Origin of the sequence: Sinomonas atrocyanea (assembly GCF_001577305.1) — a bacterium.
Taxonomy (GTDB): Bacteria; Actinomycetota; Actinomycetes; order Actinomycetales; family Micrococcaceae; genus Sinomonas; species Sinomonas atrocyanea.
This window is the reverse complement of sequence record NZ_CP014518.1, coordinates 3,132,488-3,158,074: the sequence shown is the minus strand read 5'-3', so window position 1 is coordinate 3,158,074 and position 25,587 is coordinate 3,132,488. Positions and strand designations below refer to the sequence as shown.

Annotated in this window: 28 protein-coding genes and 1 riboswitch; of the genes, 15 read left to right on the top strand and 13 right to left on the bottom strand. The window is 71.7% G+C overall.

The annotated features are described in order from the left end of the window. Positions 1-6 precede the first annotated feature (6 nt). Positions 7-174, top strand: a complete 168-nt coding sequence (locus SA2016_RS22725; RefSeq protein WP_503413207.1) for a DUF8730 family Cys-rich protein — start codon at positions 7-9, stop codon at positions 172-174. Positions 175-251: 77 nt separating this feature from the next. Here SA2016_RS22725 and SA2016_RS14500 read toward each other — a convergent pair whose 3' ends face one another. From SA2016_RS14500 to SA2016_RS14490, 3 genes are read right to left on the bottom strand one after another with little or no spacing between them, the layout of a single operon-like run. After that, positions 252-695: a universal stress protein gene (locus SA2016_RS14500; protein ID WP_066499331.1), complete on the bottom strand. Its 444-nt coding sequence runs from the start codon at positions 693-695 to the stop codon at positions 252-254. A gap of 37 nt (positions 696-732) precedes the next feature. After that, positions 733-1,593, bottom strand: coding sequence for an HAD-IC family P-type ATPase (locus SA2016_RS14495; protein WP_066499330.1), 861 nt, complete (start codon positions 1,591-1,593; stop codon positions 733-735). Then, positions 1,509-3,068, bottom strand: coding sequence for an HAD-IC family P-type ATPase (locus SA2016_RS14490; protein ID WP_066499328.1), 1,560 nt, complete (start codon positions 3,066-3,068; stop codon positions 1,509-1,511). Before SA2016_RS14490 ends, SA2016_RS14495 begins: the two co-directional genes overlap by 85 nt. A gap of 183 nt (positions 3,069-3,251) precedes the next feature. On the opposite strand from SA2016_RS14490, the gene SA2016_RS14485 reads away from it, so the two are divergent. The 4 genes from SA2016_RS14485 (at position 3,252) to SA2016_RS14470 (ending at position 5,108) form a co-directional block, all read left to right on the top strand. Further along, positions 3,252-3,800: a DUF421 domain-containing protein gene (locus SA2016_RS14485; RefSeq protein ID WP_066499326.1), complete on the top strand. Its 549-nt coding sequence runs from the start codon at positions 3,252-3,254 to the stop codon at positions 3,798-3,800. A 119-nt stretch (positions 3,801-3,919) separates the two neighbouring features. Next, complete coding sequence (locus tag SA2016_RS14480; RefSeq protein ID WP_066499323.1) at positions 3,920-4,117, top strand: hypothetical protein; 198 nt, start codon at positions 3,920-3,922, stop codon at positions 4,115-4,117. A gap of 48 nt (positions 4,118-4,165) precedes the next feature. Then, complete coding sequence (locus SA2016_RS14475; protein ID WP_141305742.1) at positions 4,166-4,702, top strand: DUF421 domain-containing protein; 537 nt, start codon at positions 4,166-4,168, stop codon at positions 4,700-4,702. Between the two features lie 31 nt (positions 4,703-4,733). Beyond that, the gene (locus SA2016_RS14470) at positions 4,734-5,108 is read left to right on the top strand and encodes a DUF1622 domain-containing protein (protein ID WP_066499318.1); all 375 of its coding nucleotides are present in this window, start codon (positions 4,734-4,736) and stop codon (positions 5,106-5,108) included. A gap of 22 nt (positions 5,109-5,130) precedes the next feature. Here the strand turns inward: SA2016_RS14470 and SA2016_RS14465 are convergent, their stop codons facing one another. Then, positions 5,131-5,658, bottom strand: a complete 528-nt coding sequence (locus SA2016_RS14465) for a hypothetical protein (protein ID WP_066499316.1) — start codon at positions 5,656-5,658, stop codon at positions 5,131-5,133. A 76-nt stretch (positions 5,659-5,734) separates the two neighbouring features. Continuing rightward, a complete protein-coding gene (locus SA2016_RS14460) occupies positions 5,735-5,959 on the bottom strand; it encodes a hypothetical protein (protein ID WP_066499315.1) in 225 nt (74 codons plus the stop codon). 246 nt (positions 5,960-6,205) lie between these two features. Between SA2016_RS14460 and SA2016_RS14455 the strand changes: the two genes are divergently transcribed. After that, positions 6,206-6,631 (top strand): response regulator, encoded by a 426-nt coding sequence (locus tag SA2016_RS14455; protein ID WP_066499314.1) that lies wholly within the window; start codon positions 6,206-6,208, stop codon positions 6,629-6,631. Positions 6,632-6,650: 19 nt separating this feature from the next. On the opposite strand, the gene SA2016_RS14450 is transcribed toward SA2016_RS14455, so the two are convergent. Then, positions 6,651-10,178, bottom strand: a complete 3,528-nt coding sequence (locus SA2016_RS14450) for an ASH domain-containing protein (protein WP_066499306.1) — start codon at positions 10,176-10,178, stop codon at positions 6,651-6,653. A 244-nt stretch (positions 10,179-10,422) separates the two neighbouring features. Here SA2016_RS14450 and SA2016_RS14445 point away from each other — a divergent pair, with 244 nt between their 5' ends. Then, complete coding sequence (locus SA2016_RS14445; RefSeq protein ID WP_066502625.1) at positions 10,423-11,379, top strand: 1-phosphofructokinase family hexose kinase; 957 nt, start codon at positions 10,423-10,425, stop codon at positions 11,377-11,379. A gap of 55 nt (positions 11,380-11,434) precedes the next feature. Here SA2016_RS14445 and SA2016_RS14440 read toward each other — a convergent pair whose 3' ends face one another. The 3 genes from SA2016_RS14440 to SA2016_RS14430 all read right to left on the bottom strand — a co-directional run bounded on the left by SA2016_RS14440 (position 11,435) and on the right by SA2016_RS14430 (position 13,468). Then, a complete protein-coding gene (locus tag SA2016_RS14440; RefSeq protein WP_066499305.1) occupies positions 11,435-12,046 on the bottom strand; it encodes a copper resistance CopC family protein in 612 nt (203 codons plus the stop codon). 12 nt (positions 12,047-12,058) lie between these two features. Further along, positions 12,059-12,775 carry a YcnI family copper-binding membrane protein gene (locus SA2016_RS14435; protein ID WP_066499304.1) on the bottom strand — a complete coding sequence of 239 codons (717 nt, stop codon included), beginning with the start codon at positions 12,773-12,775 and terminating at the stop codon, positions 12,059-12,061. Positions 12,776-12,880: 105 nt separating this feature from the next. Further along, positions 12,881-13,468, bottom strand: a complete 588-nt coding sequence (locus tag SA2016_RS14430) for a hypothetical protein (RefSeq protein WP_066499302.1) — start codon at positions 13,466-13,468, stop codon at positions 12,881-12,883. Between the two features lie 190 nt (positions 13,469-13,658). On the opposite strand from SA2016_RS14430, the gene SA2016_RS14425 reads away from it, so the two are divergent. After that, complete coding sequence (locus SA2016_RS14425; protein ID WP_066499300.1) at positions 13,659-14,342, top strand: response regulator transcription factor; 684 nt, start codon at positions 13,659-13,661, stop codon at positions 14,340-14,342. 107 nt (positions 14,343-14,449) lie between these two features. On the opposite strand, the gene SA2016_RS21510 is transcribed toward SA2016_RS14425, so the two are convergent. Then, on the bottom strand, positions 14,450-15,166 hold the full coding sequence (locus SA2016_RS21510; RefSeq protein WP_066499298.1) for a hypothetical protein: 717 nt from the start codon (positions 15,164-15,166) through the stop codon (positions 14,450-14,452). A 198-nt stretch (positions 15,167-15,364) separates the two neighbouring features. Here SA2016_RS21510 and SA2016_RS14415 point away from each other — a divergent pair, with 198 nt between their 5' ends. Then, positions 15,365-16,591 (top strand): MFS transporter, encoded by a 1,227-nt coding sequence (locus SA2016_RS14415; protein WP_066499295.1) that lies wholly within the window; start codon positions 15,365-15,367, stop codon positions 16,589-16,591. Positions 16,592-16,601: 10 nt separating this feature from the next. On the opposite strand, the gene SA2016_RS14410 is transcribed toward SA2016_RS14415, so the two are convergent. Together SA2016_RS14410 and SA2016_RS14405 are read right to left on the bottom strand one after the other, a co-directional pair. Continuing rightward, positions 16,602-18,287: an NRAMP family divalent metal transporter gene (locus SA2016_RS14410; protein ID WP_244932829.1), complete on the bottom strand. Its 1,686-nt coding sequence runs from the start codon at positions 18,285-18,287 to the stop codon at positions 16,602-16,604. 228 nt (positions 18,288-18,515) lie between these two features. Further along, positions 18,516-18,690, bottom strand: a riboswitch (M-box (ykoK) riboswitch). Positions 18,691-18,764: 74 nt separating this feature from the next. Next, the gene (locus SA2016_RS14405; protein WP_257125772.1) at positions 18,765-19,394 is read right to left on the bottom strand and encodes a TetR/AcrR family transcriptional regulator; all 630 of its coding nucleotides are present in this window, start codon (positions 19,392-19,394) and stop codon (positions 18,765-18,767) included. 188 nt (positions 19,395-19,582) lie between these two features. On the opposite strand from SA2016_RS14405, the gene SA2016_RS14400 reads away from it, so the two are divergent. The 6 genes from SA2016_RS14400 (at position 19,583) to arr (ending at position 24,811) form a co-directional block, all read left to right on the top strand. Then, positions 19,583-20,338 carry a sigma-70 family RNA polymerase sigma factor gene (locus tag SA2016_RS14400; RefSeq protein WP_157089136.1) on the top strand — a complete coding sequence of 252 codons (756 nt, stop codon included), beginning with the start codon at positions 19,583-19,585 and terminating at the stop codon, positions 20,336-20,338. A gap of 123 nt (positions 20,339-20,461) precedes the next feature. Continuing rightward, positions 20,462-20,824, top strand: coding sequence for a hypothetical protein (locus tag SA2016_RS14395; protein WP_066499291.1), 363 nt, complete (start codon positions 20,462-20,464; stop codon positions 20,822-20,824). Positions 20,825-20,916: 92 nt separating this feature from the next. Then, positions 20,917-23,004 (top strand): FUSC family protein, encoded by a 2,088-nt coding sequence (locus SA2016_RS14390; protein ID WP_066499288.1) that lies wholly within the window; start codon positions 20,917-20,919, stop codon positions 23,002-23,004. 175 nt (positions 23,005-23,179) lie between these two features. Beyond that, positions 23,180-23,731, top strand: coding sequence for a DUF1214 domain-containing protein (locus SA2016_RS14385; RefSeq protein ID WP_066502619.1), 552 nt, complete (start codon positions 23,180-23,182; stop codon positions 23,729-23,731). Then, a complete protein-coding gene (locus SA2016_RS14380; protein ID WP_066499285.1) occupies positions 23,728-24,408 on the top strand; it encodes a DUF1254 domain-containing protein in 681 nt (226 codons plus the stop codon). The genes SA2016_RS14385 and SA2016_RS14380 overlap by 4 nt, the downstream gene beginning before the upstream one ends. Next, the gene (gene arr / locus SA2016_RS14375) at positions 24,389-24,811 is read left to right on the top strand and encodes an NAD(+)--rifampin ADP-ribosyltransferase (protein WP_066499282.1); all 423 of its coding nucleotides are present in this window, start codon (positions 24,389-24,391) and stop codon (positions 24,809-24,811) included. The genes SA2016_RS14380 and arr overlap by 20 nt, the downstream gene beginning before the upstream one ends. 27 nt (positions 24,812-24,838) lie before the next feature. On the opposite strand, the gene SA2016_RS14370 is transcribed toward arr, so the two are convergent. Continuing rightward, positions 24,839-25,369 (bottom strand): hypothetical protein, encoded by a 531-nt coding sequence (locus SA2016_RS14370; RefSeq protein ID WP_066499280.1) that lies wholly within the window; start codon positions 25,367-25,369, stop codon positions 24,839-24,841. Positions 25,370-25,587: the final 218 nt, after the last annotated feature.

The window sequence follows — 25,587 nt, the reverse complement described above, 5'->3', positions numbered from 1 at the left end:
ACAACCATGTGCCGTCAGGTCACCTGCAGGAAATGCGGAAAAGTCACCTGGGCCGGCTGCGGCCAGCACGTCCAGCAGGTGATGCGGGGAGTCCCGAACTCCCAGCGCTGCCAGGGCCACGAGAACGAGCCCAGCGCGATGTCGGCGTTCTTCTCTCGCCTCTTCGGGCGCTGAACCCCAGCACCTTCTGCACGGCCGCGGGCCGGCGGCTGCCACGCCGCTGGCCCGCGGCCGTTGTGGTGAGGGCGTGCTCAGGACGAGGTCCCGCGCCCGCCCTCGTTCTCCCGCACCACGAGCACCGGACAGGGCGCGTGGTGGGCGAGCTGGGCGGACACGGAGCCCAGCAGCAGCCCGGCGAAGCCGCCGTGCCCGCGTGACCCGACGACCAGCAGGTCCGCATCTCGGGCCGCATCGAGGAGGACCTGCACGGCGCTGCCCTCGATCACCTCCGCGCTGAGCCCGCTGCGCTCGCCGCCTGCCGCGGAGAGCAGCGCGGCCTGGTCATCGGCCGCGCTCTGCCGGAACACGTCCACATCAGGGCCGGCGCCGGCGGCATCGCCGAGGACCGGATAGTGCCACGCCGTGATGACGCGCAGGCTCCCGCCGCGGAGCCGGGCCTCCTCGATCGCCCAGTCGAGCGCCTTCCCCGAGGCGGGGGACCCGTCCACCCCGACCACGATCCTGTAGCTCTCCATCCGAACTGCTCCTCCCACCGGGGGCCGACCTGGCCTGTCACACCGATTGTGGGCGTGCAGCGGTGTGCAGGCCTAGGTGCCGGAAGACCCGGACCTTGACGGCGTCCGCGGCCAGGGCGCCGAGGAGGACCGCACCGGCGAGGACGGCCAGGACGCCGGGGGCCACCGGGCGCATCAGGGCGCCGGTGAGCGCCAGGGCGGCCGCCAGGGCGACATCCACAGCCGTGGCGCCCAGCAGCCATGGCGACGGGGTGTCCTTCCACGCGGGCCTCGCGGTGCGGACGATGTAGACCGTGGCCTGGCTGCTGAGCACGAGGGTCACGAAGACCACAGTGCGCAGGGTGCCGACGGGTGCATGCAGCCAGGGCCCGTGGGCCAGGACGAGGACGGCAGCCGAGGCGGCGAGCATGGGCGCCGCGACTGCGACGGCCGCCAGGACGATCTTCCTCGCGCTCCACGTGTCCGGGCGCGGGGAAGGGCGGACGGCGTCGCCGGTGACGGCCATGCTGACCACGTCGTTGGCGAGCAGGAGCAGGGCCATCAGCAGCGGGGTGAAGACGAACGACTTCCACGCGAAGACGCCGAGCGCCAGCAGCAGCGGGACCTCGATCTTCTTGACGCTCACGTTCAGCGCGTAGGTGAGTGAGCGCTGGTGGATCCGCCGGCTCTCCTCGACGAGCTCCACGATGTCTCCGAGGCCCCCTCGGGTCAGGACGGCGCCGGCGGCGGCCTTCGCCACATCGGTGGCGCCCTCCACGGCGATGCCGACCTCTGCCTGCCTCAGCGCGGGGGCATCGTTCACGCCGTCCCCCGTCATCCCCACCACGGTGCCGGCCTCCTGGAGCCTGCGGACGAGCTCGTGCTTGTGCTCGGGAAGGACCTGGGCCACCGCGGCCACGCCGGGAAGGCCGGCGGCTCGGCGGCGAGCCGCTCCGGGGTGATGACCGATCCGCGCATGCCGAGGCGCTGCGCGACGGCGGCCGCTGTGGCCGCGCTGTCGCCGGTGACCATGATCGCCCGCACCCCGAGGTCGCCCAGGCGGCCCAGCATGTCCGCGGCCTCCTCCCGGGGTGTATCGGCAAGGGCGACCAGCCCCCGGTGCCTCCACCCGCCGTCGTCCGTCCGCAGCGCGACGCCGAGCACCCGTGCACCGCTCGCCGCCAGCCGTGCCAGCGCGGCAGCCTCCTGATGGCCGGTCAGTGCCGAGATGACGGCAGGGGCCCCCTTCGCGACGTCGACGGCGGCCCCGTCCTCGGCGATCCAACTCGCCTGTGACCTCTTCGTGGCGGGGTCGAACGGGACGAACGCCGTACGCCTCCACCCCAGATCCTCGGCAGGGGCCGCCCCGGCAAGGATCGCCAGGTCGATCGGGTCCTGCGTGGCGGCGTCAGAGGCCGCCGCGGCGAGGCGGATCGTCTCGGCGGGGCTAGCGCCGTCGATCCCGAGCGCCTCGGCGACGGCGAGCTGATTGCGCGTGAGGGTTCCCGTCTTGTCGACGCAGAGGACCTGCATCGACGCCGCGTCCTGGAGCACCGAGAGGCGTGTGGTGAGGATGCCGGCGCGGGCGAGCCGACGGGCCCCGAGCGCTCCCGCCAGGGTGAACGCCGCGGGCATGGCGACCGGCACCGAGGCGAGCAGGAGGACTACCGCGAAGGACAGCACCGCGTCCGGGCCGGCGCCGCTCCAAGCCAGGTACGCGGTCCCGGCGGCGGCGATCACCAGGTCGATCGCGATGAACACGCGGACCATCCTCAGCACCAGGCCGCCGAGGTGCTCCAGCGGCGCCGACGACCCCACGAGTTGGGCGGTCCTGCCGAAGAACGTCCGCGGCCCGGTCGCCTCGACCCGCGCCGTGGCCTCGCCCCGGGCAACCACGGTCCCCGAGTACAGCACGGCCCCCGGGCCGCGCTCGAGGGGGACCGATTCCCCCGTCAGGCTGGCCTGGTCTGCCAGCACTTCGCCCTCGAGCACCCGGGCATCGGCCGGGACGAAGTCGCCCATCCGCACATGGACGACGTCCCCCGGGACCAGGGAGGCTGCGGGGGCCGAGGACCAGGCGCCGTCCCTGAGCACGCGGGCGTTGACCTCGAGCCTGGTGCGCAGCAGGGCCAGGGCGTCCTGGGCGCGGCCCTCCTGGACGAACCCGATCCCGGCGTTGAGCCCGAGCACCGCGGCCACCAGCGCCGCATCCGTCCATCGGCCCAGGACGAGCTCGAGCAGCGCCGTGGCCTCGAGCATCCACGGAACGGGGGCCCAGAACTTCGCGCCGAGCCGCCGCGGCCACCCCAGACGCTGCTGGGGGATTTCGTTCCTGCCGGTCTCGGCGAGACGCCGGCCGGCCTCCGCCGCCGTCAGCCCCTCTGGCGTTCCCACGGGGCCACCCGTCCGGAAGGGCCGCGGGACGGCAGCAGGGGATCCATGCTGCCGAGGCTAGGCGCGGTGCGGGACGCCCAGTAGGGGCTTAGGGCACAGACCGGTGCGTGTTCCCTCCGTCCGTCCGGGTAGCTACAGCAGAGGTGGACGGGCGAGGAGCGCCCTGCCAGAAGGAGGACGACGATGCTGCGCGAGCTGTCGCTCACCCCGGTGGAGGCCCTTGAGGTGGTGGCCTCCACGACCCTCATCTACTGGGCCTTCATCATCTTGGTCCGGATCCTGGGACAGGGGCCCCTGGCCCGGGTCTCGAGCTACGGCCTGGCGAGTGCGGTCGCGGCCGGGTCCGTCGTGGGGCGTGCTGCGCTCGGCTACACGCCGGACGTGGCGGGGGGTGCCGTGGCGCTCGTGACGCTCTTCCTGATGCACGCCATCGCCGGCCAGATCCAGCGCCGGACCCGTCCCCGGCGCGTGCTCGACAGCCCGCCGCTGCTGCTCATGGCCGGCCCCGAGGTCCTGCACGGCAACCTCAGGCGCAGCCATCTGGTGGAAGGGGACCTCTGGCCGCGCCTGCGCCTCGCCGGCATCGCCGACCCGGCCGATGTGGCCTGCGTGGTCCTGGAGCCGACTGGCGAGATCAGCGTCCTGAGGAGGGGAGCCGCGCTCGACCGCAGGGCCTTCCAGGACGTGCGGGGCGCGGAGCGCCTCGACTCCCTCTTCGGCGCGGACGGGTAGCCGAAGCGGATCTTCTCCCGTCACCGGGGTCGGCGTTTCTGTTCGAGGCAGCCGTTGCAGGGTAGGGCCCCTAGGAAGAGACATCGTCTCTATTGACCGGTTCACACGAGGGAGGCACCATGACCGATCTGCCGAGAAGGTATGCCCGCTATCTGCACGGCAAGGATCCAGCGGTGGTCGAGGCCGTCCGCCCGGTGATGGAGCAGTCCGCGGCGGAGGGGCTCTACGGCGTGCGCATCCGCTCCATCCCGGACGGCGTCCAGGCCGTCATCGACCAGGCGACCGCCTACGGGACGGTCACCGAAGCGTCGGACTAGCACCTCGCGCCGTCCCAGTCGGCGCCCTCGGTACGCGATGGACTCAACATGGATATGCGATGGCTCACCGACGTGGACTGGAAGGACCTTCTCGTCCCGCACACCGCGCTGCTGGAGATCTTCCTCCGGGGCAGCCTGGTCTACCTCTGCCTCTACGCGCTCCTCCGGCTGGTGCTCCGCCGCCAGAGGGGTGGGGTGGGGGTCACCGACCTGCTGGTGATCGTCCTCATCGCGGACGCAGCGCAGAACGCGATGGCCGGACAGTACACCTCGCTCCCGGACGGGCTGCTCCTCGTGGCGGTCATCATCGGCTGGGCCGCGGTCCTGGACTGGCTCGGATACCGGTTCCCCCTGGTGCAGAAGTTCCTTTCCCCGCCCCCGCTGGTGCTCTACAGCAAGGGGAAGCTGAACCGCCGCGCCATGCGCTCCGAGAACATCACCGTGGACGAAATCATGCAGGAGGTCCGCCTCCAGGGCATGGCGAGCCTGGAGGAAGTGGAGCTGGTCGCGCTCGAGGGCGACGGTCAGATGAGCATCATTCTCAAGGACCAGCGTGCGCGCCGCCAGGGCAAGGACCTGGCGTGAACCGGGAGAACATGGTCGGGGAGGAACGCAGATGGACGTGAAGGCAGCGATTGAAATCGCGGGCCAATGGGTGGACGTTGCAGGGGTGGCGACGGTGGTCATCGGAGCCCTCGTGTCCATTCCCTTGGCCATTCGCCGGCAACGGGATGACCGCCTTACCTTCTACCGCTCCTATCGGCAGCTGCTGGGTCGCTCGATCCTCCTGGGCCTCGAGCTCCTGGTCGCGGCGGATATCATCCGCACGGTCGCGGTCACTCCCACTCTGCTGAGCGTCGCCGTCCTGGCCGTGATCGTGGTGATCCGGACCTTCCTCAGCTTCTCCCTGGAACTGGAGATCACGGGCCGCTGGCCGTGGCAGAAGGAGCAGACGCCCGCGTCGAGCGACACCCGTACGGTGGGGGTGTGACCTATCGCTGCAGTGGGACGGCCTAGTGCTGGGTCAACCCCTTGGCCCGGAAGTTGGCCGCCGTCACCGAGCGCAGGATCTCGGAGAGGGTGCTGATCTGGTGCAGCGCGCGGTCCTGCAGCTGCTGGAGCCTGGTCGCGTCGACAGGCAGCCCCTCGTCGATGAGGAGGAGGAGCGCCTTCCACAGGAGGCACTTTCCGGTCGCGGCGGTGAGGAGCGACTCGAGCTGGAGCTGCCCGGCCCGTCCCGAGGCCGCATGGGTGGGATTGAGCGGGTCGATCTTCGCGGCCTGCTCCGCCGCCCAGCCCGCCGCCTTCCGGTGGGCCGGAGGCTCCAGCCCGAGGGCCTGCACCATCCGGCCGAGCTCCTCCGCGTCCTCGCTGACCTCTTTCGCGAGCCTGTCCAGGGCAGACGCGTAGAAAGTGCCCTCCCACGCCTTCGCGGCATCCTCGAAGAGCCGTGTGCCCGACGTGCCGGCGATGAGATGGCTGTGCAGGTATTTGGCGAGCACGTCGTCGTCGACCTGCCGCAGGTGGGGAGAGTCAGTCATGGGTCCTCCTGGCGCGATGGGCTGGCGTCCCACCCTTACCCGCGCCAGAAAGGCCCAAGCAGGGCCGGCTTCGTGGTCAGCCGCTCCAGATGTCTCCCGCCAGGAGCCTGTCCGCCTCGGCCTGGGCCTCGGTGTCGCCGAGCCCGGCCTGTCTCAGTTCGCGCAGCAGGCGCGTCCGCTGGTCGTGCGGTGCAGGAGTGAAGCCGGCCGGGCGCGCTGGGAAGTCGTGCTCGTGCTCGGGCCAACGGGAGGCGTTGCTGACGTGGAGGGCGGTGCTGGGCTGTCTGCTGCGGGGAAGCATGGCGGTCTTCCTTGGTCCGGGGCGGCGCTGCCCGCGGTTCTCTGTTCGTTGCGCGAGGGGGTCCCGGCTGCTCGAGGCCATTGCGCTCATTCCATTTTCCCTCCAAAGCCCATCTTTGGAATGGGAATTTCCGAAGATCATCAGGGGGACGTTCGGCCCTGAGCCGCTCGATGGTTTGGGGAGACGCTGGACCCCAAGCACCCGGGGGCTGCGACAGAGTCGATCGTCGAGATGGACGGGGGCCGTATGCGCCCGGAACTGGATCTGCCGGCAGATCTGCGGCTGAAGGTGTTCATCGTCGAGGATCATGCCCTCACACGGGAGACGCTCGGCGACCTGCTCGAGGACCAGGGCTTCGAGGTCGTGGGGCGCTCCCCGGCTGCGGCGGCGACCGTGCGGGCCGTCGCCGCCGCGGCCCCGGACGTGTGCCTGCTCTCCTTGGGCCTCGTCGGAGAGAGCATGATCGAGGTTTGCCGGGCGATCACGGAGGCGGCGCCCATGATCGCGTGCGTCATGCTCTCGCTCCGGGACCGCCCCGGTGAGATCACCGCCTCTTTCAGGGCCGGAGCCTGCGGCTACGTCCTGGCCAGCCTCGCCGGGGACCGCCTGGCGTGGGCGCTGCGGGACGCCGTCCGGTGGCGGCGCAGCAGGAGGACGTCCAATCTGTCCTGAGCTGCGCCGCCACCTTTGCTCAGCCGGCGGCGTTCACCCTTCCGGTGGAGGCGCTCCAGGTCAGGCTGCCGCTCTCGAAGTCCTCCGCGCGCCCCACCGGGACGGAGTACTCGTCCGAGGTCGGGTAGCCGAGCCAGCTGCGCTCCCAGCCCATCGAGGCCCACGTCGCCCGGATCGCGCCGAGCACCGAGTGCGCTCCGGTCCATGGGGTCCAGTAGATCGAGGCTCCCTTGGAGAAGTGGTTGTAGCGGCCCGAGCCGTCCGGGGTGCCCTTCTCGTCGGTGATCGGGTAGCCCAGCGGGCCGTGCTCCCAACCCGATGCTGCCCATTCGGCCCGGATCGCCCCGCGGATCGAGTGCGCCCCCGTGGTCGGCGACCAGAAGATCGAGGCGCCGCCGGAGCCGTTGAAGTGGTTGTACCTGCCGACGCCATCGGGGGTCTTGCTCTCGTCCGTGGTCGGGTAGCCCAAGGGGCCGCGCTCCCAGCCCTTCTCTGCCCACTTGGCCCGGATCGCGCCCTGGATCGAGTGCGCGCCGGTCTTCGGCGACCAGTAGATGGAGGCGCCGCCGGAACCGTTGAAGTGGTTGTACCGGCCCACCCCGTCCGGGGTGCCCAGCTCATCGGTGGTCGGGTAGCCCAAGGGGCCCTTCTCCCACCCGCTCGCAGCCCACCGCGCCCGGATCGCACCGTGGACCTCATGGGCCCCGAGCGCCGAGGTCCAGTAGATCGACCCGCCGCTGGAACCGGAGAAGTGGTTGTACGCCCCGATGCCGTCCGGCGTCTTGGTCTCGTCCGTGGTCGGGAAGCCGAGGTAGCCCCTCGGGCCGCCCGCCGCGGCGTAGCGGGTGTAGATGGCCCCGTGCACCTCGTGCGCGCCGGTGGTCGGGGACCAGCAGATGATGCCGGAGGTGTAGTCCTGGCACGTGCCGGTGCCCACGCTGTATTCGGCGGTGAGGGCCTGGCCGAGCGGTGAGGCCCACCGGCCGGCGCCGATCTTCGCCGCGTAGGCGGCGACGGGATCGTCGATGCCGTTGCCGGTGAGCATGACCTCCTGGGCGCCGGAGCCGTCGTCGGCCGTGATGAGGTAGTAGGTGTCCGCGGTCCCGGCCTGCCCGAAGGCGGTGGGCGTGAAGGTCACGCTCTGGAAGACCGAGTCGCCCGGAGGAATGGTCAGGCCCTCGGAGACGGGGGTCGTGGTGGTGAACACGCCCTGCGGGGCCTTCGCCTTGGTGATCGTCATCGGGATGTTGCCGGTGTTCTGGATCTGGAACGAGCGCGTGGACGAGGTCCCGACAGCCACATCGCCGAAGTCGAGGGACGCGGGCACCTGCAGGTGGGACGCCCCCGAGATGGAGGTCGCCGCGATGGGCACGGTCACCCCGCCGAGGTTGCTCGTGACGGTGATGGAGTCCGTGATCGACGCAGCGACGGTCGGCTTGAAGGCGATCGAGACCGGGACCGAGGCGAGCGGCTGGATCGTGGACCCGATCGCGGGCACCGTGGTCGGATCCGTGACGAGGCTCGCATCGGCGGGCAGGGTCACTCCGGTGACCGACACCGCCGTCGTGCCCGTGTTGACGATGTTGACGGTCTGCTGGCTGACCGTGCCGGTCGGCACGTTGCTGAAGGCGAGCGACGTCGGCGTGGCGCCGAGGCCGTCCTTGGTGCCGATCCCGTGAACCCCCAGCAGGACGGTCTCGCCGTCCGAGGTCTTCACGGTCAGGGTGCCGTCTGACTCCCCGGTGGTCGTGGGGGCGAACGTCACGGGGATGCCGAGGCTCGCGCCGGAGGCCAGGGCCTTCGGGAGGGCCACGGACCCGATCCCGAACGGGGCGCTCGTGGTGACCGAGCTGATCGTCACCGCGCGCGTTGCCGTGATGGTCACGGTCGTCGTGGAGCTCGCGCCGACCGCGACCTGGCCCAGGTCGCCGCTGGTCGACCCGACCGCCGCCTTGGTCGGGATGCCGAAGCCCAGCACGTGACCGTCCCGGGTGCCCACGTACACCTTCCCGGAGTTGGTGGCGGGTGAGGTGAACTTCGAGGCCGTGCCGATCGGGGCGCTGAAGACCTGCGCGAGCTTGCCCGTGCTGTCCGGGATGGCCCGGTACGCGCGCAGCTGGGCGTTGGCCCCGGTGTTGTTGTCCGTGTAGATGACCCAGACCAGGGCGGAGGAGCCGTCCGTGCCCGAGGACGTGACCACCGGCGAGCCGGACGTGTAGCCGAACGTGCCGGTGGAGGTGCCCACCGAGGCGAGCTTGACCCCGCCCGAGCTGTTGGGGACCAGCTTCGACGCCCGCAGGTAGCCCTTGTTCTCGACCTGGTAGACATACCCGCCCTGCGTGGTGCCGAGGAACGCCGAGCGCCCCCACACCCCGTTGTAGGGCCCGGCCGTGTCCACGACCGCGTCGGTGCCGTTGACCCCTTGGGCCATGCCGCCCAGCGCGTCCCGGTCGAGCAGGTAGATGTGCCCGTCCTTGCCAGTCTGCACCATCAGGTGCGGGTGCGCGGAGGTGCCGTAGCCGTCCGGGATCGCGATCGGCGCCCCGGAGCCCAGGTCCGCATCATCCTGGTTCATCTTCACGTTCGCGGCCGGGCTGAAGAAGTCCTTCGCCGTCAGGTTGCCGTCCGTGCCGACCTGCAGCCGCACCACGGACTCCGCGAGGGTCGACGGCGGGGACGTCCCTGGGGACTTCTGTGGGGCGATCCCGTTGCCGGTCGAGAACAGGATCCGCCCCGGCCCGTCGGAGACCAGCCCGCCGCCGGACTGCCAGATGCCGCCCTCGGCATTGCTGATCCGCGTCTCGGTGGCCCACATCGTGGTCTGCTTGCCCGCCGTCGAGACCCCGACCACATAGCCCACGAACGGGCTGTGGTCGCAGTGGCTCGCGAAGCCGGCGTACACCACCCCGCCCATGAGCAGCAGGCCTGGCCGCTGCATGGCCGTGAAGGCGTTGAAGGGCCGGGTCGGATCGTTGGTCGGGGCGCCGTCGATCATCACCGGGAAGCCGGCCCGCTCGGCGCCGGTGGTGACGTCGATCGAGTGCATGTACCAGTGGGGCAGCTGCGCGTTCCCGGCGTCGTTCGTCTTCGCGGTGAGGAACACGCTGCTCGTGGCCGCGTCGTAGACAGGGGTCGAGGTGATGCCGATGTTGGGCACCAGGTCCCCGCAGCCGATGGCGGCGGCGGGCCAGGCGGGGCCCACGGAGCGGGTCCACTTGACCGCGCCGGTCGCGGCGTCGAGGCCGTAGACGGCGTTGTTCTCCGTGGCCGCGACGACCGTCTGGCCGACCACGAGCGGCTGCGCGTACACCTGCCCGTCCACCGCGGCGGAGAACAGCTTGCCGAAGTTGGGGGAGGCCACCCCTGCGGGCGAGAGGGCGCTCTCATCGCTGTCCCACCCGGTGCGGAGGGTGTCGTGGGCAATGGTCCCGACGTCGGCCGAGGCTGCGGGGCCGGTCAGCAGTGCCGCACCGGCGAGGGCCCCGGCCAGGAGCGCTGCGAGTGCCCGCGGCGGCCTCCGGAGCACGTGGCGCAGGGCGCCGCGCATGCTGGGTCTTCCACTGGGCTCCATGAGCGGGTTCCCCCCTACCCTGCCGCCGCTGGCCGGGTGCCGGCAGCGTGGTAGAAGGAGCGTAAAAATTGGGACCCATGGGGCGCCCGAGTAATCCGTACCCGTCTTTTCAGGCTGCGCTCAGGCTATTCCACGGGGATTCCCAGAAGGTGTACGTACCCTCGCCGGCGGCCGCCACTGGCCCAGTACGCACCCTTGCGGAGGTCCGTAAGCTGTGGCCATGGAAGGGGCACAGCCCTCCGGGGCGAGGCAGATCCTGACGCTGACGGTCAACCCGGCCCTGGACATCAGCACCGCGACGGCGAAGGTGGAGAGCAGCCACAAGCTCCGGTGCGGTGCCAGCCGGGTGGACCCGGGCGGGGGCGGCGTGAACGTGGCCCGGGTGATCCAGCGGCTCGGAGGGCGCAGCGTGGCCCTGTTCACCGCGGGCGGCCCCACCGGGGAGGCCTACCGCCGTCTCGTCGAGGCCGAGCGCGTCCCCAGCCTCGTGGTGCCCATCCGGGGCAGCACGCGCCAGAACTTCACCGTGGACGAGACCTCGAGCGGCCGGCAGTACCGGTTCGTGCTGGAGGGCCCTGAACTCAGCGAGGCCGAGTGGGTCAGCTGCCTCGATCTCGTGGCGCACACGGTCCCACGGGGCGGGTACGTGGTGGCCAGCGGGAGCCTGCCGCCGGGGGTGCCGGACGACTTCTATGCCCGGGTGGCCCGCCTCGCGCGGGAGAACGGTGCGCGCTGCCTCGTCGACGCCTCCGGCTCCGCCCTCGGCAGGGCCCTCAGTGAGGGCGTGTTCCTGGTCAAGCCCAGCCTGCGCGAGCTCGCGGAGCACGCGGGCGGGGCCCTCGAGAGCGAACAGGACCAGATGGACGCGGCCGCCGCGCTGGTCTCCGGAGGGTCAGCCGAGTACGTCGCCCTCACCCTGGGCGCGCGGGGCGCCGCCCTGGCGTCGAGCTCCGGCGTCCTGCGCCTGCGGGTCCCCAGCGTGCCGGTGGTCAGCACCGTCGGCGCCGGGGACAGCTTCATGGCAGCATTCGTCCTGCGGATGGCGCAGGGACGCCCCGCCGGGGAGGCCTTCAGGGCCGCCGTGGCTGCCGGGAGCGCGGCCGTGATGACCCCGGCCACCGAGCTGTGCCACCGCGCAGACGTGGAACGCCTCGAGGCCGAGCTGCGCTCGGCGTGACCGGCCGGGGCACCCCAGGAACCCGAGGCCGGGTTCCCGGGGTGTCGGGCGGAGGCTACTCCTCCAGGCCGGGCCTGAGGGCCCGCCGGACGAAGAACGCCGCCAGCGCCACCAGCACCAGGACGGCCGCGCCAATGCCCAGCCACAGCGCCATCGCGCCGCCGGAGGAGCCGGAGGCAGAAGAGCCCGACGCGGGGGCGGCCTGCGCAGGGGCCGACTGCGCGGCCCCCGTGCTCTGGGCCCCCGCGCTTTGGGCCCCCGAGGCCGCAGCCGCAGCGCCGCCAGCGGCCTTGGCCGTGAACGTGAAGGTGCCCTCGATGGGGTGGGAGTCCGCCGAGACCACGCGCCACACCACGGTGTACTTCCCGGCGGGGGCGCCGGACTTGAGGGGCTGGGTGACGCTGGTGTCCACGATCTTCGCCGGCCCGTCCGCCTGGTTGGTCCCGGTGGGGTCCTTGACGAGGATCTCGGTGCCCACCCCGATGGGCGTGTGGTCGAACGTCAGGACCACCGACGCCGGCAGGGTCGCCACAGTGGACCCGTCGGCCGGGTTGGTCGACTCGATGACGTCGTGCGCCTGGGCCGCTGGGGCCGGGAGGAGGGCGGCCGCGGCGACGAGGACGCTCGCGGCGGTGCGCAGGAGGCGGGCACGTGCAGTGGTGCGCATGGCTCGTCCCCCTTACTTCGCGGCCCGGCGGCGGCCGGCCAGGACGAGCCCGAGGGCGGCGGCACCGAGGACGGCGCCGAGCACGCCGAGCCCGAGGCCCCAGGCTGCGGTGGCGTCCGTGGTCTGGGAGGCCGGGGCAGCGGTCTGCGGTGATGCCGATGGGCTCGGGGCGGCGTCGTCGGCCGCGGTGGTGGTGAACGACGGCGCGGGGTGCTCCGGCTCCTCCCTGCCCGCCTCCGCCTTCTGGTCCCAGGTGACGACCTTTCCGTCGGTGTACGTCTGGGTCGCGGGCAGGACCACGGTGGTGCCGGCGGCGGGGAGCCGGCCGACGGAGAGGGAGAAGGCCTGGTACTCGTTGGGGCCGATCTCGTGGGCGGCGTCGGCCGTCCAGACCACCTCGGTGGGGGCCTTCGTGACGGTTGCGCCGGCCACGGTGACCGGCTTGGGCAGGGTGGTGGTGACCACCTGGGCGCTCCAGCCCTCGACCGGCTTGACCGAGACCGAGGTGAACGGGGTGTCGGTGGGGAGCTTGACCTCGACCTTCGTGGTCTTGGCGGTCGGGGACTCGTTGGGGATGTTGAAGGTGAGGTGCGAGAACCCGCCGGCGCCGGTGTCGTCCGGGCTGACGGAGACATGGGCGTTGGCGGCCGCGGCGCCGGTGCCGATCAGTGCGGCGGTCGCTGCGGTGGTGGCCGCGACCGTGAGGGCGCGGCGGAAGGAGCTCTTCATGGGTGTTCCTGGCCTTCGTCTTGGCCCGCCCGGGCGCGCTCGCGCCGGGGCGGAGGCGGGCAGGCATGGGCTGCCCGCCGGGTGTGCGGGTGTCCGGAGGCCGCCTCAGCAGGCGGCGGCGGACGCCGGTGGGCCGCGGAGGGCTGGAAGCCGCAGGCCGCGCCAGATCTTCGGGAACGCCTTCGGGGCGTAGGCCGGAAGAGCGGCGGCGGGCGCGAGCGCGCGGACCAGGAGCAGGCGGACGAGGGGACTCAGCCACGCCAGCAGCGCCCACAGGGCTGCCTCGCCCCTGGCGATCAGGAGGCCGACAGCGAGGGTCGCGAGCGCGTGCGCGGCGAGCATTTCCGGGCTGTACCCGTGGACGTGGCCGACCGGGGCGCCCGGCGAGGCCGCGCCGAGGACGTGGACGTGCCCGGCGGCAGGGGAGAGCTGCAGGGAGGCCGCGGACTCGGAGAGGCCGTCGAAGGCCGAGTGCAGGACGAACTGCCCGGTGCCCAGGAGACCGAGCACCGTGGCGGGGGTGAGGCGCTTGCCCGAGAGCCACGCCGTGGGCAGCAGCGTCAGGGCCAGCAGCCCGAGCAGGATCAGCGGGTCCGGGACGGCTCCGCCGGCCGCCGTGTGGGCGGCGACGGCGAGCAGGACGGTGGCGGCGGTGACCACGGCGGCGCGGGAGAGCCGGAATGCTGCGCGCACGCTCCCACCCGCCTTTCCTCGGCTCGCGCTAGGGACCCCTCAACTCTACGAGAGGGCGCATTCCGGGGAAGAATCCGCCGCCCGGACGCCGCCGGACGCCGCCGAGGCCCGACCCCGGGACGATTGCCCCTACTTCGCAGCTCCCGTTGGCCGTCCACTTGAATCAGGAGGCAAGGAAGGGAGCAGGCAGATGGGGCGCAGCGGAACGGACGGCGTGCCGATTCGGGTCTACCTCCTCAGCGGCCGCGAATCGGCCCGGCATACGCGCAGGCGTCTGCTCGAGGCGCAGGGGATGGCCGTTGTGGGAGAGGCCGGCTCTGCGGACGAGGCCTGTGCCCAGATCCTCGCGCTGCGGCCGGACGTGGCGGTGCTGGATTCCCGCCTCGGCGACGGAACAGGCGGCGAGGTCTGCCTGCAGGTGCGCTCGGCGGACCCGGCGATCACCTGCGTGATCGTGGCCGGGGACCGGGACGCGAGGGCCCGCCGGGAGGCCGTCCTCGCCGGGGCGTGCGGCTGCCTGCCGGAGCAGATCTCCGGCGGGGACCTCGGCGCGGCGATCGGCCGCGCCGCCGCGGGGGAGCTCCTCTTCGATCCCGAGGACGAGGAGTGGGCCCTCGAGGGCGCGATCGAGGAGGCCGTCATGCGCCGGGGCCTCGACCTGAGCCCCCAGGAATCCCGGGTGCTCGAGCTGCTGCACCGCGGGCTGACGAACCGGCAGATCGCCCACGAGATGGCGGTGGCCCAGAAGACCGCCCAGACCTGCGTCTCCTCGGCCCTGGCGAAGCTCGGCCGGGCACACCGGACCGAACCGCCCCAGCATGTGCCCCGGCCGGCCCACAGGGCAGGGCTCCGCCGACCGCTCCTGACTCCCTAGGGGTTTGTTCCGCCGGAAGCTGGCAGCCCTGCACACGTGGCGCTGACCGAGCGAGAGGGGGGAGACCGCCAGGCTGGCGACCTCCCCCTTTCTGCGCTCTCCCGAGGTCAGTGGTGGCTGCCGCCCTCAGAGGCGCGGTGCGAAGCCGCCTCCTGTGCAGCCTCTTGCTGGTGCGAAGCCGCCTCCTGTGCGGCTTCCTGCTGGTGGGCTGCGGCTTCCTGTGCGGCTTCCTGCTGGTGGGCTGCCGCCTCCTGCGCGGCCTGGGCCGCCGCGGCAGCAGCCCCGGCAGCGGCGCCCGCACCGTGCTCGGCCTCGCCATCCTGGCGGTGGGCGGCCGAATTGCCCGGGGCAGCGACGCCCTCGCACTCGGCGCTCAGGTCGGCGCCGCCGAGGCCGCCGTGGGCATAGGCGTTGCACTGGCCGGCCAGGGCCGCTCCGGTCGGGGCAGGGTGGGCCGCCTCGGTGGCCGGTTCGGCAGGCTCGGCCGTCTCGGTCGGCTCCGCCGCGCCGGCAGGCTCGGCCGTCTCGGTAGGGGAGGGGGCGGGGGCTGCGGTGTCCGTCGGCGACGCGGTCGCCGTGCCGTTCGCCGACGAGCTGGGAGACGCCGTGTCGGTCGGGGCGGCGGTCGCCGCCCCGACCCTCAGCGTGCGGCCGGTCAGCGTGCTGGGAGCGGGGGCGCCGATGAGGGAATGTGCGCCCTGCTGGAGCGGCTCGGGCAGGCCGCCGGCGTAGGCGGCTGCGGCGGTGCCGCCCACCGCCAGGGTGCCGGCGGCCAGCGCCCCGGCTGCAAGCTTGCTCGTGACGAGCGCGGTGAAGAACGACAAGGTTTTCCTCCTTGGTCTGGGAGTGGATATTGATCCCCCCTCTAGACAGGTCGGCAGGGAGGGGCCGGCCGTTAGCACGGACCCCGTGTTGCGCGGGTGAATCCCCGCCGGTGAGCGCAGCGCGCGCTCGGGTCCGCGCGGTAGTCTGACCTCCGGCCTCGGCCAGCCCCGCTTCCCCGCCCCCAAGGAGATCCCCGCATGGCGAACGGCAGCCCCGCCGCCCAGGAGCGCGCGCCCCTGCTGCGCCCCTGGCACTTCGTCCTCGCCTTCGGGGTGGTGAGCCTGCTGGCGGACATGGTCTACGAGGGCGCCCGCAGCATCATCGGCCCCTACCTGGGCACGCTCGGCGCCAGCGCCACCGTGGTGGGCCTGGTGGCCGGGGCGGGGGAGTTCATCGGCTACGGCCTGCGCGTGCTCTCCGGCCTGGCGGTGCGCCGCACCCAGCACTACTGGGCATGGACCATCACCGGCTACGCCCTCACCGTCCTGAGCGTCCCGCTCATCGGGGCCACGGGCCTGATCGCCCCGGCGCTGCTGCTGTACGGCACCGAGCGGCTCGGCAAGGCCGTCCGCTCCCCGGCCAAGGACACGCTCCTCTCCCACGCCTCGACCAGGACCGGCCGCGGCAGCGCCTTCGGCGTCCACCAGGCGCTGGACCAGACGGGCGCCATGCTCGGGCCCCTGCTCCTGGCAGCCGTCCTGGCCTGGAACGAGGGCGACTACCGGCTCGCCTTCGGCGTGCTCGCCGTCCCCGGGGTGCTCGTCCTGGCGATGCTCGCCTGGCTGCGCACCCGCGTGCCGGACCCAGCCGTCTACGAGCACGACGGCGGTGCTCCCGCCCCCGCCCGCGGCCCGGACGCCAAGGGCATGGCCCGGGCCCACCTGCCGGCTAGGTTCTGGCAGTACACGGCCGCGGTGGCGGTTCTCTCCTGCGGCGTCGCGCCGTTCCCGCTCATGGCCTTCCGCGCCCAGACCACCTGGCTCCTCGGCGACGCCCTCGTCCCGGTGGTCTTCGCCGTTGCGATGGCCGTGGACGGGCTCAGCGGGCTCGTGGTGGGGCGGCTCTACGACCGCCGTGGCCCGCTCGTGCTCCTCGCCGTCCCCGCCGCGGCCGCCGTCGCCGCGATCTCCTTCGGCGCCAGCGCCCCGCTGGTCTGGACGGGCGCTGCGGTGTGGGGGATTGTCAACGGCGTGCTGGACTCCACCGTCAAGGCCGTGGTCACCGAGCTGGTCCCCTCGCACTCCCGCGCGGTGGCGTTCGGCTGGCTCGCCCTCGTCCGCGGCCTCGGCCTGCTCGCCGCCGGCGGCATCCTCGGCGCCGCCTACGCTGCCAGCCCGGCCGCCGCGGTGACCGTGATCCTGGTCGCGAATGCCCTGGCCTTCGTGGGCCTGGCCCTCGTGCTGCGCCGGCTCCGGCGCGCCTGAGGCCGGCCGTCTAGCCTGCGGCGACGGCGAGCTGGACCACCCGGACGATCACGAGCACCATCGCCACGAGCAGGTACACGCGCAGCACGCTCAGTCCCGCACGCCGGGCCACGGACAGCCGGGGCCGCTCCAGCAGCGCCAGCGGCGGCATCCGCCAGGCGGCCCGCTGGGAACGGTCCACGGGGGCGGCCGGGGCCGCCTTCCCGCTCGCCGCGGCGCGGAGGCGCACGACGGCGATCCCTGCCGCCGCGAGCAGGGCAAGGAGCGCCCCGCCGCCCAGGATCTGCAGGATCGCGGCGCCGCTGATGTCCGGGAACAGCACCGCGGCGGTGAGGACCACGGAGAGGATCACCAGGACGGCGATCACCGCGGAGGTGAAGACGTTCATGGCCCGGCCGTTGACCCAGGGGCCCATGACCTGCCGGTCGTTGCACAGCAGGAGCAGGAACACAGTGGCGGAGGGCAGCAGCACGCCCGCGAGGACCTGCACGCCCACGGTGAGGAGCCCGAGGGGGCTGCCGGGGATGATGACGATCACGGCGGAGAGGGCGATGATGCCCGCGAAGGCGGCGTAGAAGCCCTTGGCGTCGCTGGGCTTGCGGTGCAGAGAGTGCTTGAGGCCCAGGACGTCGCCGAGAGCGTAGGAGGTGGAGAGGCCCACGGCCGCCGCCCCGATCACGGAGGCGTCGATGAGGGCGACGGCGAACAGGATCCCGGCGAGCCGGCCCACGTGCGAGCCCAGGCCCCGGGCCACCCCGCCGGCGTCGGTGAAGTGGCCGGCCTCGGGCCCGTGCGCGAAGGTCGCGGCCGTGAAGCCGATGATCGCGGCCGCGCCGAGCACCACGATGGCGATTCCGAGCCACAGGTCCACCCGCTCGTACTTCATGTACCGGGGCGTGATGCGCTTGTCGATCACGTAGGACTGCTGGAAGAACAGCTGCCACGGGGCGATGGTCGTGCCCACGATCGCGATGATGAGCAGGGTGACGTCCGCGATGTCGGAGCCTGCCGGGATGCCGGGCACCACGAAGTCGTGCGCCATCTGCCCGTAGTCAGGGCGGGCCATGAAGAACACCGGCACGAGCAGGAGCGAGCCGGCCACGAGGGCCATGCAGACCCGCTCGAAGCGCCGGAACGAGCCGGTGCTGGCGGCGGCGACGACCACCAGCGCTGAGACCAGCACGCCCGGGACCTTGGGCACCCCGAGGTAGTCGAGACCGATCGAGATGCCGATGAACTCGGTGACGATGGTCAGAGCGTTGAGGATGAACAGGTCGATCGCGCTGAAGGCGCCCCAGAACTTCCCGAAGCGCTCGAGGATAAGGCGCGCGTGACCCACGCCGGTGACGACGCCGAGGCGCAGCACCATCTCCTGGTTCACGTAGAGGACGGGGACCAGGAGCAGGAGCGTCCACAGCAGGGAGGTGCCGTAGTTCTGCCCGGCCTGGGTGTAGGTGCCGAAGGCGCCGGCGTCGTTGTCGCCGACCATGACGATCAGGCCGGGCCCGGCGATCGCCAGGAGCGTCTTGAGGCGCCTCTTCCAGGTCGAGTGCGAGGAGGGGCCGTCGAGGCGGATGGTGCCGAAGGCTCCGTGGATGTCGCCGACATGGGCCGCGTCGAGCACTGCCGAGTCGGAGGGAGCGGGCATCTCGGTCGCGGGGCGGGTGGGCGCGGGGGCGTGCGGCATCGGGGTCATGGGGACCTGCTTCCTCCCGGCGGTGGCCGGGGATCGTGAAGCGGGCGCGCCCGGACACGCCGGGCCGGGCTTGGATCAGCGCGGCCGCGACGTGGGCGCGCGGCATTGGCGGAGGGGCTGAGCGCGGCTCAGCAGGTATGCGGGGAGGGACTACTGTCACCGCTGGACACGGTCGGCCACCTCCTCCGGACGCGGGTCGCGTGCCTTCAGGCGGCCAGCCAGAGAGGCCGGGCCCTTCCTCGTAAGACCTTTGGCACTTCGCGTCGTGACCCCGGGGAGGACCCGGAGAGCCAATCGGGGTTGCCCCTTAGCCCGGGGCAGCCTGTCCTGACCTGTGGCGTCTCTCGACGTTGGGGGTCGCTGGCTTGTGTCCGCGAAGGAGCCTCAGCTAACGAACGGCACCTTGCGCCCCGATGATACATGCCGAACCTTGGGGCGGCGTCCGGGCCAGCGCCGCCTCCCGGCGTGGGGGAGCGCTCAGCCGCGGCCGTGCTTCCGAAGGACCTTGACCTCGTCGTCTTCCTCTTGCTGCGACTGCGGACGCCCGGGCGTGTCGGGGCGGTGGAGGTCGATGAGTGCCCGCGCGAGGGCCCGCGCGCGGAGAGCGGCGCGCTGGTCTCCTTCGATGGAGGCGACCATGGCGCCCTTGGTGAGGATGTGGAAGGACCAGGCGAAGCCCACCGGGTCCTCGAGCCCGGCACCCTCGGCGAGGGCGGCGAGGCGTCCGCGGATGTTCGCGAGGTGCGCCATGGCGGCCTGACCGAGGGGATGCTCCGGGCCGAACTCGATCACGACGTGGAGGAAGGTGTTGACCTCGGCGGCGCCGCGGCTGAACCAGTCGTCGAGCACGTTGAAGGCCGCGAGAAGGGCGTCCTCAGGCGCGTGGGCATGGGTGATCGCATCCTCGATGGCATCGTGGCGCACCTGGTACCAGCGGTCCATGTACGCCAGGACGAGGGCGTCCTTCGAGGGGAAGCACCGGTAGAACGTCGCCTTGGCGACCCCGGAGTGGGCGATGATCTCGTCGATCCCCACTGCGCGGACGCCGCCTCTGGCGAAGAGCCCATAGGCGGTCTCGAGGATCCGCTCCTTGGCCGGCTTCCGCACGGCACCTCTGCCCGCCTGCCCCGCATCTCCACCCATCATGGGCCCATCCTAGCCCTCTGGACAGACAGGTCTGTCTCGGTGCATACTCCTCGTGACGGAACAGACAGGTCTGTCTCGTTGAAGACTTCGAGGTAGCCAGCATCAACGCCGGGCACCGCCGCTGGGCGGTGCAGAGAGGGTAGGTCGCTGTGAGTGAGTCAGCTGTGATGGAGTCGAGGAGTCCCCTGACGGTCCTCGCCGGGGGCCGCGAGGGTGCCTCGTCCGGTGGCGCGGGGGCGTTGGTGGTGGAGCATCTGGGTTTGGCGGATGCGCTGGCGCGGCGGCACCGGGTGCCCGGGCATGACTTCGAGGACATCCGGCAGGTGGCGCGGATGGGGCTGGTGATGGCGGCGCAGCGGTACCGGGAGGGTGCCGGGCACGGGTTCGTGCAGTTCGCGGTGCCCACGATTGCCGGGACGATCAAGCGCTATCTGCGGGACCAGTCCTGGGTGGTGCGCCCGCCGCGGTCGCTGCAGGAGCTGCGGCTGGGGGTCAAGGAGGCCCGTGGCCGGCTGGTGCAGGAGCTGGGCCGGGAGCCGTCCCTGGCGGAGCTGGGGGAGGCGACGGGGGCCAGCCCGGAGCAGGTCGCGGAGGCCCGCTCGGTGGATGCGGCGATGAGCCCGGCGGCGATCGAGCCGCTGGATTCCTCGGGCGAGGGCGAGGGGGAGCGCACGGCGCACCTGGTCCCGGTGGTCGAGGCGGGGTTCGAGCAGGTGGAGCTGCGGCAGATGGTCGCGTGCGCGCTGGAGGGTGCGAGCGAGCAGGATCGGCTGCTGGTGAAGCTGCGGTTCGTGGACGAGATGAGCCAGTCTGAGATCGCCGCGGAGCTGGGGGTGTCCCAGATGCAGGTCTCGCGCCTGCTGCGCCGGCTCCTGGACCGCATGCGCCGCAAGATGGCCGCCTGACCCCACCAAAACGCCAGACGGACCCTGACCACGACCGGAGACGCTGGACCCCACACAGCGGGGCAGCACACTGAATGGATGCGCCGTCGCAGGGGTATGAGGAGTAGGCAGTGGAGGTCAGAAATGCGACAGCTTGATAGGGACACCAAGTCCGGGGCCGGTCGGGTGCAGAGCGGCGGGCAGAGGGTCGTCGCCCATGACGGCAGCCGGGAAGTGCATGGCTACGCGGTCGGCGCAACGGACGGATACATCGAGGTTGTCTGGGCAGTCGCCTCCGGGCGGCAGCGCAGGAGGGCATTCCCCGCTGGAGACGTGTTCATACCGTCCCACGCGCAGCAGTGGGCCGGGGTGCCGATCAGTGACGATGGGCTCCGCCTCGGGGCCCGCGCCGCCAAGGCCCATGCTGCCCAGGCACAGGCAGGGCGCCCGGAGCGGCGCGCCTCGGGCCATTCGCGCTGGGCAACCCACTCCGACCACGCGGCGTAAGTCCTTTGGGCGGGACGCGTACGTCGCCGGAGGCACGAGAGGTCGCGAAGGTCTCCCGACCAGGCCTTCTGCGCCGGGTCGCTGACATCGCCGTGGCCTCGGACCCGGGGCTCGGGAGGCTCCAGCTCGGCCTGGCCGGGGCCGGCAACGTCGCGGTGTGCATGGTCGTCGGCTACGGGCTCGCCCTGCTGCTCCACGCGGGTGCCCAGGGGACCGTCGTGTTCATGCTGCTCAGCAGCGTGGTGGCGATGATCGGCACCAACGCACTCGTCGACCACCGCATCCGGGCCAACGCGATCACGGCCGCGTACTTCCCGCTGGCCATGGGCGCGGGCATCACGGCCGGCACGCTGCTCGCACCGAGCCAGCCGGCCTCGCTCGTCGGCTTCGTCGTCGTGATGTTCCTGGCCGTGTGGATGCGCCGGTTCGGGCTGGGCTACTTCTTCTACGGCTTCATGCTGTGGAACGGCTACTTCTTCGCGTCCTTCCTCAAGACCACGCTGCCGGCACTCCCCGCGATGCTCGTGGCCATCATCGTCGCGACGGCGGTGGTACTGCTGCTGAGCTGCACCGTCTTCCGCCGGCATCCGCGCCGCACCCTCGCCGCCGTCTTCCGAAGCATGAGCGCCCGCCAGCGCGGCCTCGCACGGGCCTGCATCGCGCTGCTCGAGGCTGATCCGGGCAGCCCGGGGGCGGACCGCGCCTCGTTGGCGATCTTCCGCGCGCGAGCGAGGGCCACAGAGGCGGCGCTGATGAGCGACGGCTGGGCCGCTCACGCTCCGGCGCTCCCCGAGGGATGGACGGCGTCCACGCTGCGTGCGCGGCTGCTCGAACTGCAGCTCGGTCTCGACCGCCTCACTCTTGGAACCAGGCGGCTCGCCGCGACCGACGCCGCCCCGGCGATCCGGGCCGCTGCCGTGGAGGCCTTGGGCGCGCTCGCCACCCCAAATCCCGCCCGCGCCCGCGAAGCCGCACCGGCCCTCCCGGAGCTGGCCTCCGCCGCGCCCCTCAGCGTGCAGGCAGCGGCCGCCGACCTGCACCGCGGCATCAGCATTGTCACGTCGGTGCCCAACCGGCCGGTGCTGAGCCGCACCGTGCAGGAGAACGAGCCGCAGTTCGTGCCCGCGGCCGGGCTCGTCCTCGGGCAGCTGCCCGGAATCCCCAGCGTCGCGTCCGAGGTCGATCCCCGGGGCGCAGCGTGGAACCCACTCACCCGGCTGCAGTTCGCCACCAGGCAGGCAGTGCAGGTCGCGGTCGCCGGAACCCTCGCAATCCTCGTCGGAAGCCTCATCAGCGGGCAGCGCTACTACTGGGCGGTCATCGCCGCGTTCGTGTCCTTCGCAGGAACCGGCACCCGCTTCGACACCACCCGCAAATCGCTGCTGCGCGTGGCGGGAACCCTGGGCGGCCTCGTCGCCGGCGTCGTCGTCGCCCGTCTCACCAACGGGAACCTCTTCGCCGCACTCGCCGTGATCGTGGCGAGCATCTTCTGCGGCAACTACCTCATGCGCATCTCCTACGCATACATGATCTTCTTCCTCACGATCATGCTCAGCGAGCTGTACGCCCTCCTCGGCCAGTTCTCTGACGAGCTCCTGCTGCTGCGCCTCGACGAGACTGCCGCGGGGGCGGCGGTCGGCATCGCCGTCGCCCTCCTCGTCACGCCGGTCAGCACCCGCGACACGATCAAGGTGGTCCAGGGCTCTGTCCTCGCGGCAGTCGCCGACCTGCTCGGCACGCTGCACGATCGCGCCCTCGACCCGGCCTCCGTCAGCGCCAATGCCGTCGACGAGCGCGTCATCGCCGCCGACAATCAGCTGCGCCGGCTCGTCCTCGTCGGCGAGCCTCTCACCCGGTACCAGATCTGGGAGAACCGGCCCCGAGCCATCCGGCGCCGCCTCACCCTCGTGGCGAACATCGTCGCGACGGCGCGCTCCCTCAGCGACGCCGCTTCCAGGCTGCGCCAGCCCGATGTCGAGCTCGCCGCCGAAATCGGGAAGGTGGCCGACCTCGCGCGGACGGCGGCCGGCGCCACTGGGGACGGCGCAGCACCCGCAGCCGTGCCAGTGCTCGCGGGAGAGCCGCTCGACCCCAGCGCCCGTGCCATCACCCAGAACCTGCCCACTCAGGCGCACGCCGCGCTCGACCGCCTGCAGGCCCTGCTCAGGGAGATCACCTAGGCGCGCCGCCGGCCGGGAATGAGGCTAGATTCTTGCTCATGGATCCTCAGATGGGGAAGCCGTGGGTTCCGTACCGTTGTCCTGCTGTTCGCAACTGGAGCGCTGTGATGAGGGCGTCATCGTGAGCGGCCTCCTGGCCTGGGTCGCGGGTTCCGGCATAGTGCAGGGTCTGATCATGGGCCTGACCTTCGCGTACCTGACCACCGTCCTGGTCCTGAACGCCGTGGCCAGGACCGAGACGGAGACCGTCAACGGCTGGAGCGCGATCCGCAGAGCCGGCCATCCCGGCAACGGACTGCTGGTTCGTGCGGCCCTGCAGAAGGCGCTCCCGGTGGTCAACGTGTTCGAAGAGGCCGCCTACTGGACGGCGACCACGGATGACCGGGGGAACCGTCTCAGTGGCGAGCATGCGTACCGCCTCCACTTCCCGGCAGGCCAGCTTCCACCGACTGACGCCTTCTGGTCGCTGACGGCGACCGACACGGTCGGCTATATGGTCAACGCCCCCACGGGACGGCCAAGCGTGAACGACCACTCCGGTCTCGTGGCGAACGCCGATGGCTCAGTCGACATCCTGCTCCAGCCGCATGAGCCATCCGGCGCGGCGCAGAACTGGGTGGCGACGCCCTCTGGCCGGTTCAAGCTCATGCTCCGCGCCTACCTCCCCGGAGCGGCCATCGTGGACGGCCGCTACGAGGTCCCGCCGGTCGTTCGGGTGGAGCGATGAATCGCCTGATCCTGAAATACGCCACGCCAGTGACGATCGCCATCCTCGCGATCTTCGCCTGGGTGACCTACCGGCGGATCGCGGCCGGCGGTCTGAGCTCCATTGTTCTGCTGGCTGCGACGGCTGTGGCCATCTGGGTGATTGGCACGTTCGTCTTCATCTACTTCTGGCCGCGGATCACGGTGGGCGGCTTCAAACGGACTTTTGTCCGGCGCGGGCTGGGCGGAGGGCCGATCCCGGTGAACACCCTTTATGCCGTGCCGGAGAGCCCGTCCCAGTCCGCTCTGTCCGGCAGCGTCATCGCGACCGGCACCGACAGCGTCCTCTACTGTGGCGGCTGGTTGGATGTCAGCGCCGGACCACAGGTGCTGCACGTGCCCGAGATGGAACAGCGCTATTACAGCGTGCAGTTCACCGACCCGACCAGCGGTGCCAACTTCGCGTACGTGGGGACACGCACCACCGGAACCGCCACCCGCGACTTCCTCCTCTGCGAACCCGCATGGCACGGCGATACGCCACCGGGCATGACCCGGATCGATGTGCCCCACAGTGCAGCCCTGCTGATCGGCCGGGTCTTCGTCGCCAACGACGATGACCGCCACACGGCGTACGAACTCGCGAAGCTGATCCAGCTCAAGCCAGCAGGGAGACCAGGTGTCCACACCGCTCGATGAGGGCCCGTTCTTCCACGGCACGGTCGCCGACCTGAAGGTGGGCGACCTGCTGACGGCCGGCTACCGATCCAACTACCGCCCCGAGGTCGTGATGAACCACGTCTACTTCACCGCGCTCGCCGACGGAGCCGGCCTCGCGGCCGAGATCGCCGCGGAGCTCGCAGGGGGAGCTGCGATTCCACGGGTGTATGCCGTCGAGCCCACCGGAGCGTTCGAGGACGACCCGAACGTGACCGACAAGAAGTTCCCGGGCAACCCCACCCGGTCGTACCGAAGCAGCGACCCGCTGCGTATCGTCGGCGAGATTACCGAGTGGGCGCGGCTGACACCGGAGCAGCTGCAGGCATGGCGGGAACGGCTATCGGTGCTCCGCACCGGCGAGCGGGGCGACATCATCAACTGAGGCTCGCGGCCGGATGCGCGCGTCTGGCTAGCAGCTGATGTCCGCGAGGACGTCGCTCAGTGCGGCCTGGACGGTGCTCGCGTCTTGGTTGAGGGAACCGAGCGCCTGCGCCAACATGTCGTCGTCGGAAATGCCTTTCACGGCCGTGTCAAGACGGGTCTCAGCGGCCTTGAGCGCGTCGAGGTGGGCTTGGGTGGCATCGCCCGGCGCTGCGTTCAGGGCGGTGAGGGCCTTGACCATCTGGTCGCGCGCGGTTCGGACATCCGCCACCGCCGCACCGGCTTGGAGGTCGTCCTTGAAGCTGGCGAGGGCGTCACCGAAGGCGTTGGCAGCGGTGCAGGCGGCGGTTGACGACGGGCTGGCCGTGGTGGTCGCCGTCGGACTCGAGGTGCCTACCGACGGGCTGGGCGTGGTGGTCGCTGACGGGCTCGAGGTGCCTACCGACGGGCTGGGCGGGCTGGTCCCCGTCGGGCCGGGCGTGCTGCTGCACCCTGCCAGCAGCATCAGCGCCGCGCCGAGCGCGGCCAACCGGGCGCCGAGTCGATGGTTCCGCGACATAGGAGGCCCTTTCAGGTCTGGGTGGCCTGGATCTGCAGAGGAAGGGATCAACCAGATCCGGAGGCTCCCGCGCCGCCCTGGTGTCAGCGCGGCCGTTCGGGCAGTCTCACTGGCAATGGTGAGGGCGCGTACACGGCGCTGAAAGGAGCCAAAGGGCCTGAAACCGCTGGCCGGGGCGTGACTCAAGTGGTCATCAGGGCAGCCGATAGGCAGGAACA

Bases quoted from the DNA above. Each gene is read 5' to 3' on its own strand.
- SA2016_RS22725 (WP_503413207.1), top strand. From the start codon at position 7: ATGTGCCGTCAGGTCACCTGCAGGAAATGCGGAAAAGTCACCTGGGCC.
- SA2016_RS14500 (WP_066499331.1), bottom strand. From the start codon at position 695: ATGGAGAGCTACAGGATCGTGGTCGGGGTGGACGGGTCCCCCGCCTCG.
- SA2016_RS14485 (WP_066499326.1), top strand. From the start codon at position 3,252: ATGCTGCGCGAGCTGTCGCTCACCCCGGTGGAGGCCCTTGAGGTGGTG.
- SA2016_RS14480 (WP_066499323.1), top strand. From the start codon at position 3,920: ATGACCGATCTGCCGAGAAGGTATGCCCGCTATCTGCACGGCAAGGAT.
- SA2016_RS14475 (WP_141305742.1), top strand. From the start codon at position 4,166: ATGGATATGCGATGGCTCACCGACGTGGACTGGAAGGACCTTCTCGTC.
- SA2016_RS14470 (WP_066499318.1), top strand. From the start codon at position 4,734: ATGGACGTGAAGGCAGCGATTGAAATCGCGGGCCAATGGGTGGACGTT.
- SA2016_RS14465 (WP_066499316.1), bottom strand. From the start codon at position 5,658: ATGACTGACTCTCCCCACCTGCGGCAGGTCGACGACGACGTGCTCGCC.
- SA2016_RS14460 (WP_066499315.1), bottom strand. From the start codon at position 5,959: ATGCTTCCCCGCAGCAGACAGCCCAGCACCGCCCTCCACGTCAGCAAC.
- SA2016_RS14455 (WP_066499314.1), top strand. From the start codon at position 6,206: ATGCGCCCGGAACTGGATCTGCCGGCAGATCTGCGGCTGAAGGTGTTC.
- SA2016_RS14450 (WP_066499306.1), bottom strand. From the start codon at position 10,178: ATGCGCGGCGCCCTGCGCCACGTGCTCCGGAGGCCGCCGCGGGCACTC.
- SA2016_RS14445 (WP_066502625.1), top strand. From the start codon at position 10,423: ATGGAAGGGGCACAGCCCTCCGGGGCGAGGCAGATCCTGACGCTGACG.
- SA2016_RS14440 (WP_066499305.1), bottom strand. From the start codon at position 12,046: ATGCGCACCACTGCACGTGCCCGCCTCCTGCGCACCGCCGCGAGCGTC.
- SA2016_RS14435 (WP_066499304.1), bottom strand. From the start codon at position 12,775: ATGAAGAGCTCCTTCCGCCGCGCCCTCACGGTCGCGGCCACCACCGCA.
- SA2016_RS14425 (WP_066499300.1), top strand. From the start codon at position 13,659: ATGGGGCGCAGCGGAACGGACGGCGTGCCGATTCGGGTCTACCTCCTC.
- SA2016_RS14415 (WP_066499295.1), top strand. From the start codon at position 15,365: ATGGCGAACGGCAGCCCCGCCGCCCAGGAGCGCGCGCCCCTGCTGCGC.
- SA2016_RS14410 (WP_244932829.1), bottom strand. From the start codon at position 18,287: ATGACCCCGATGCCGCACGCCCCCGCGCCCACCCGCCCCGCGACCGAG.
- SA2016_RS14395 (WP_066499291.1), top strand. From the start codon at position 20,462: ATGCGACAGCTTGATAGGGACACCAAGTCCGGGGCCGGTCGGGTGCAG.
- SA2016_RS14385 (WP_066502619.1), top strand. From the start codon at position 23,180: ATGGGCCTGACCTTCGCGTACCTGACCACCGTCCTGGTCCTGAACGCC.
- SA2016_RS14380 (WP_066499285.1), top strand. From the start codon at position 23,728: ATGAATCGCCTGATCCTGAAATACGCCACGCCAGTGACGATCGCCATC.
- SA2016_RS14370 (WP_066499280.1), bottom strand. From the start codon at position 25,369: ATGTCGCGGAACCATCGACTCGGCGCCCGGTTGGCCGCGCTCGGCGCG.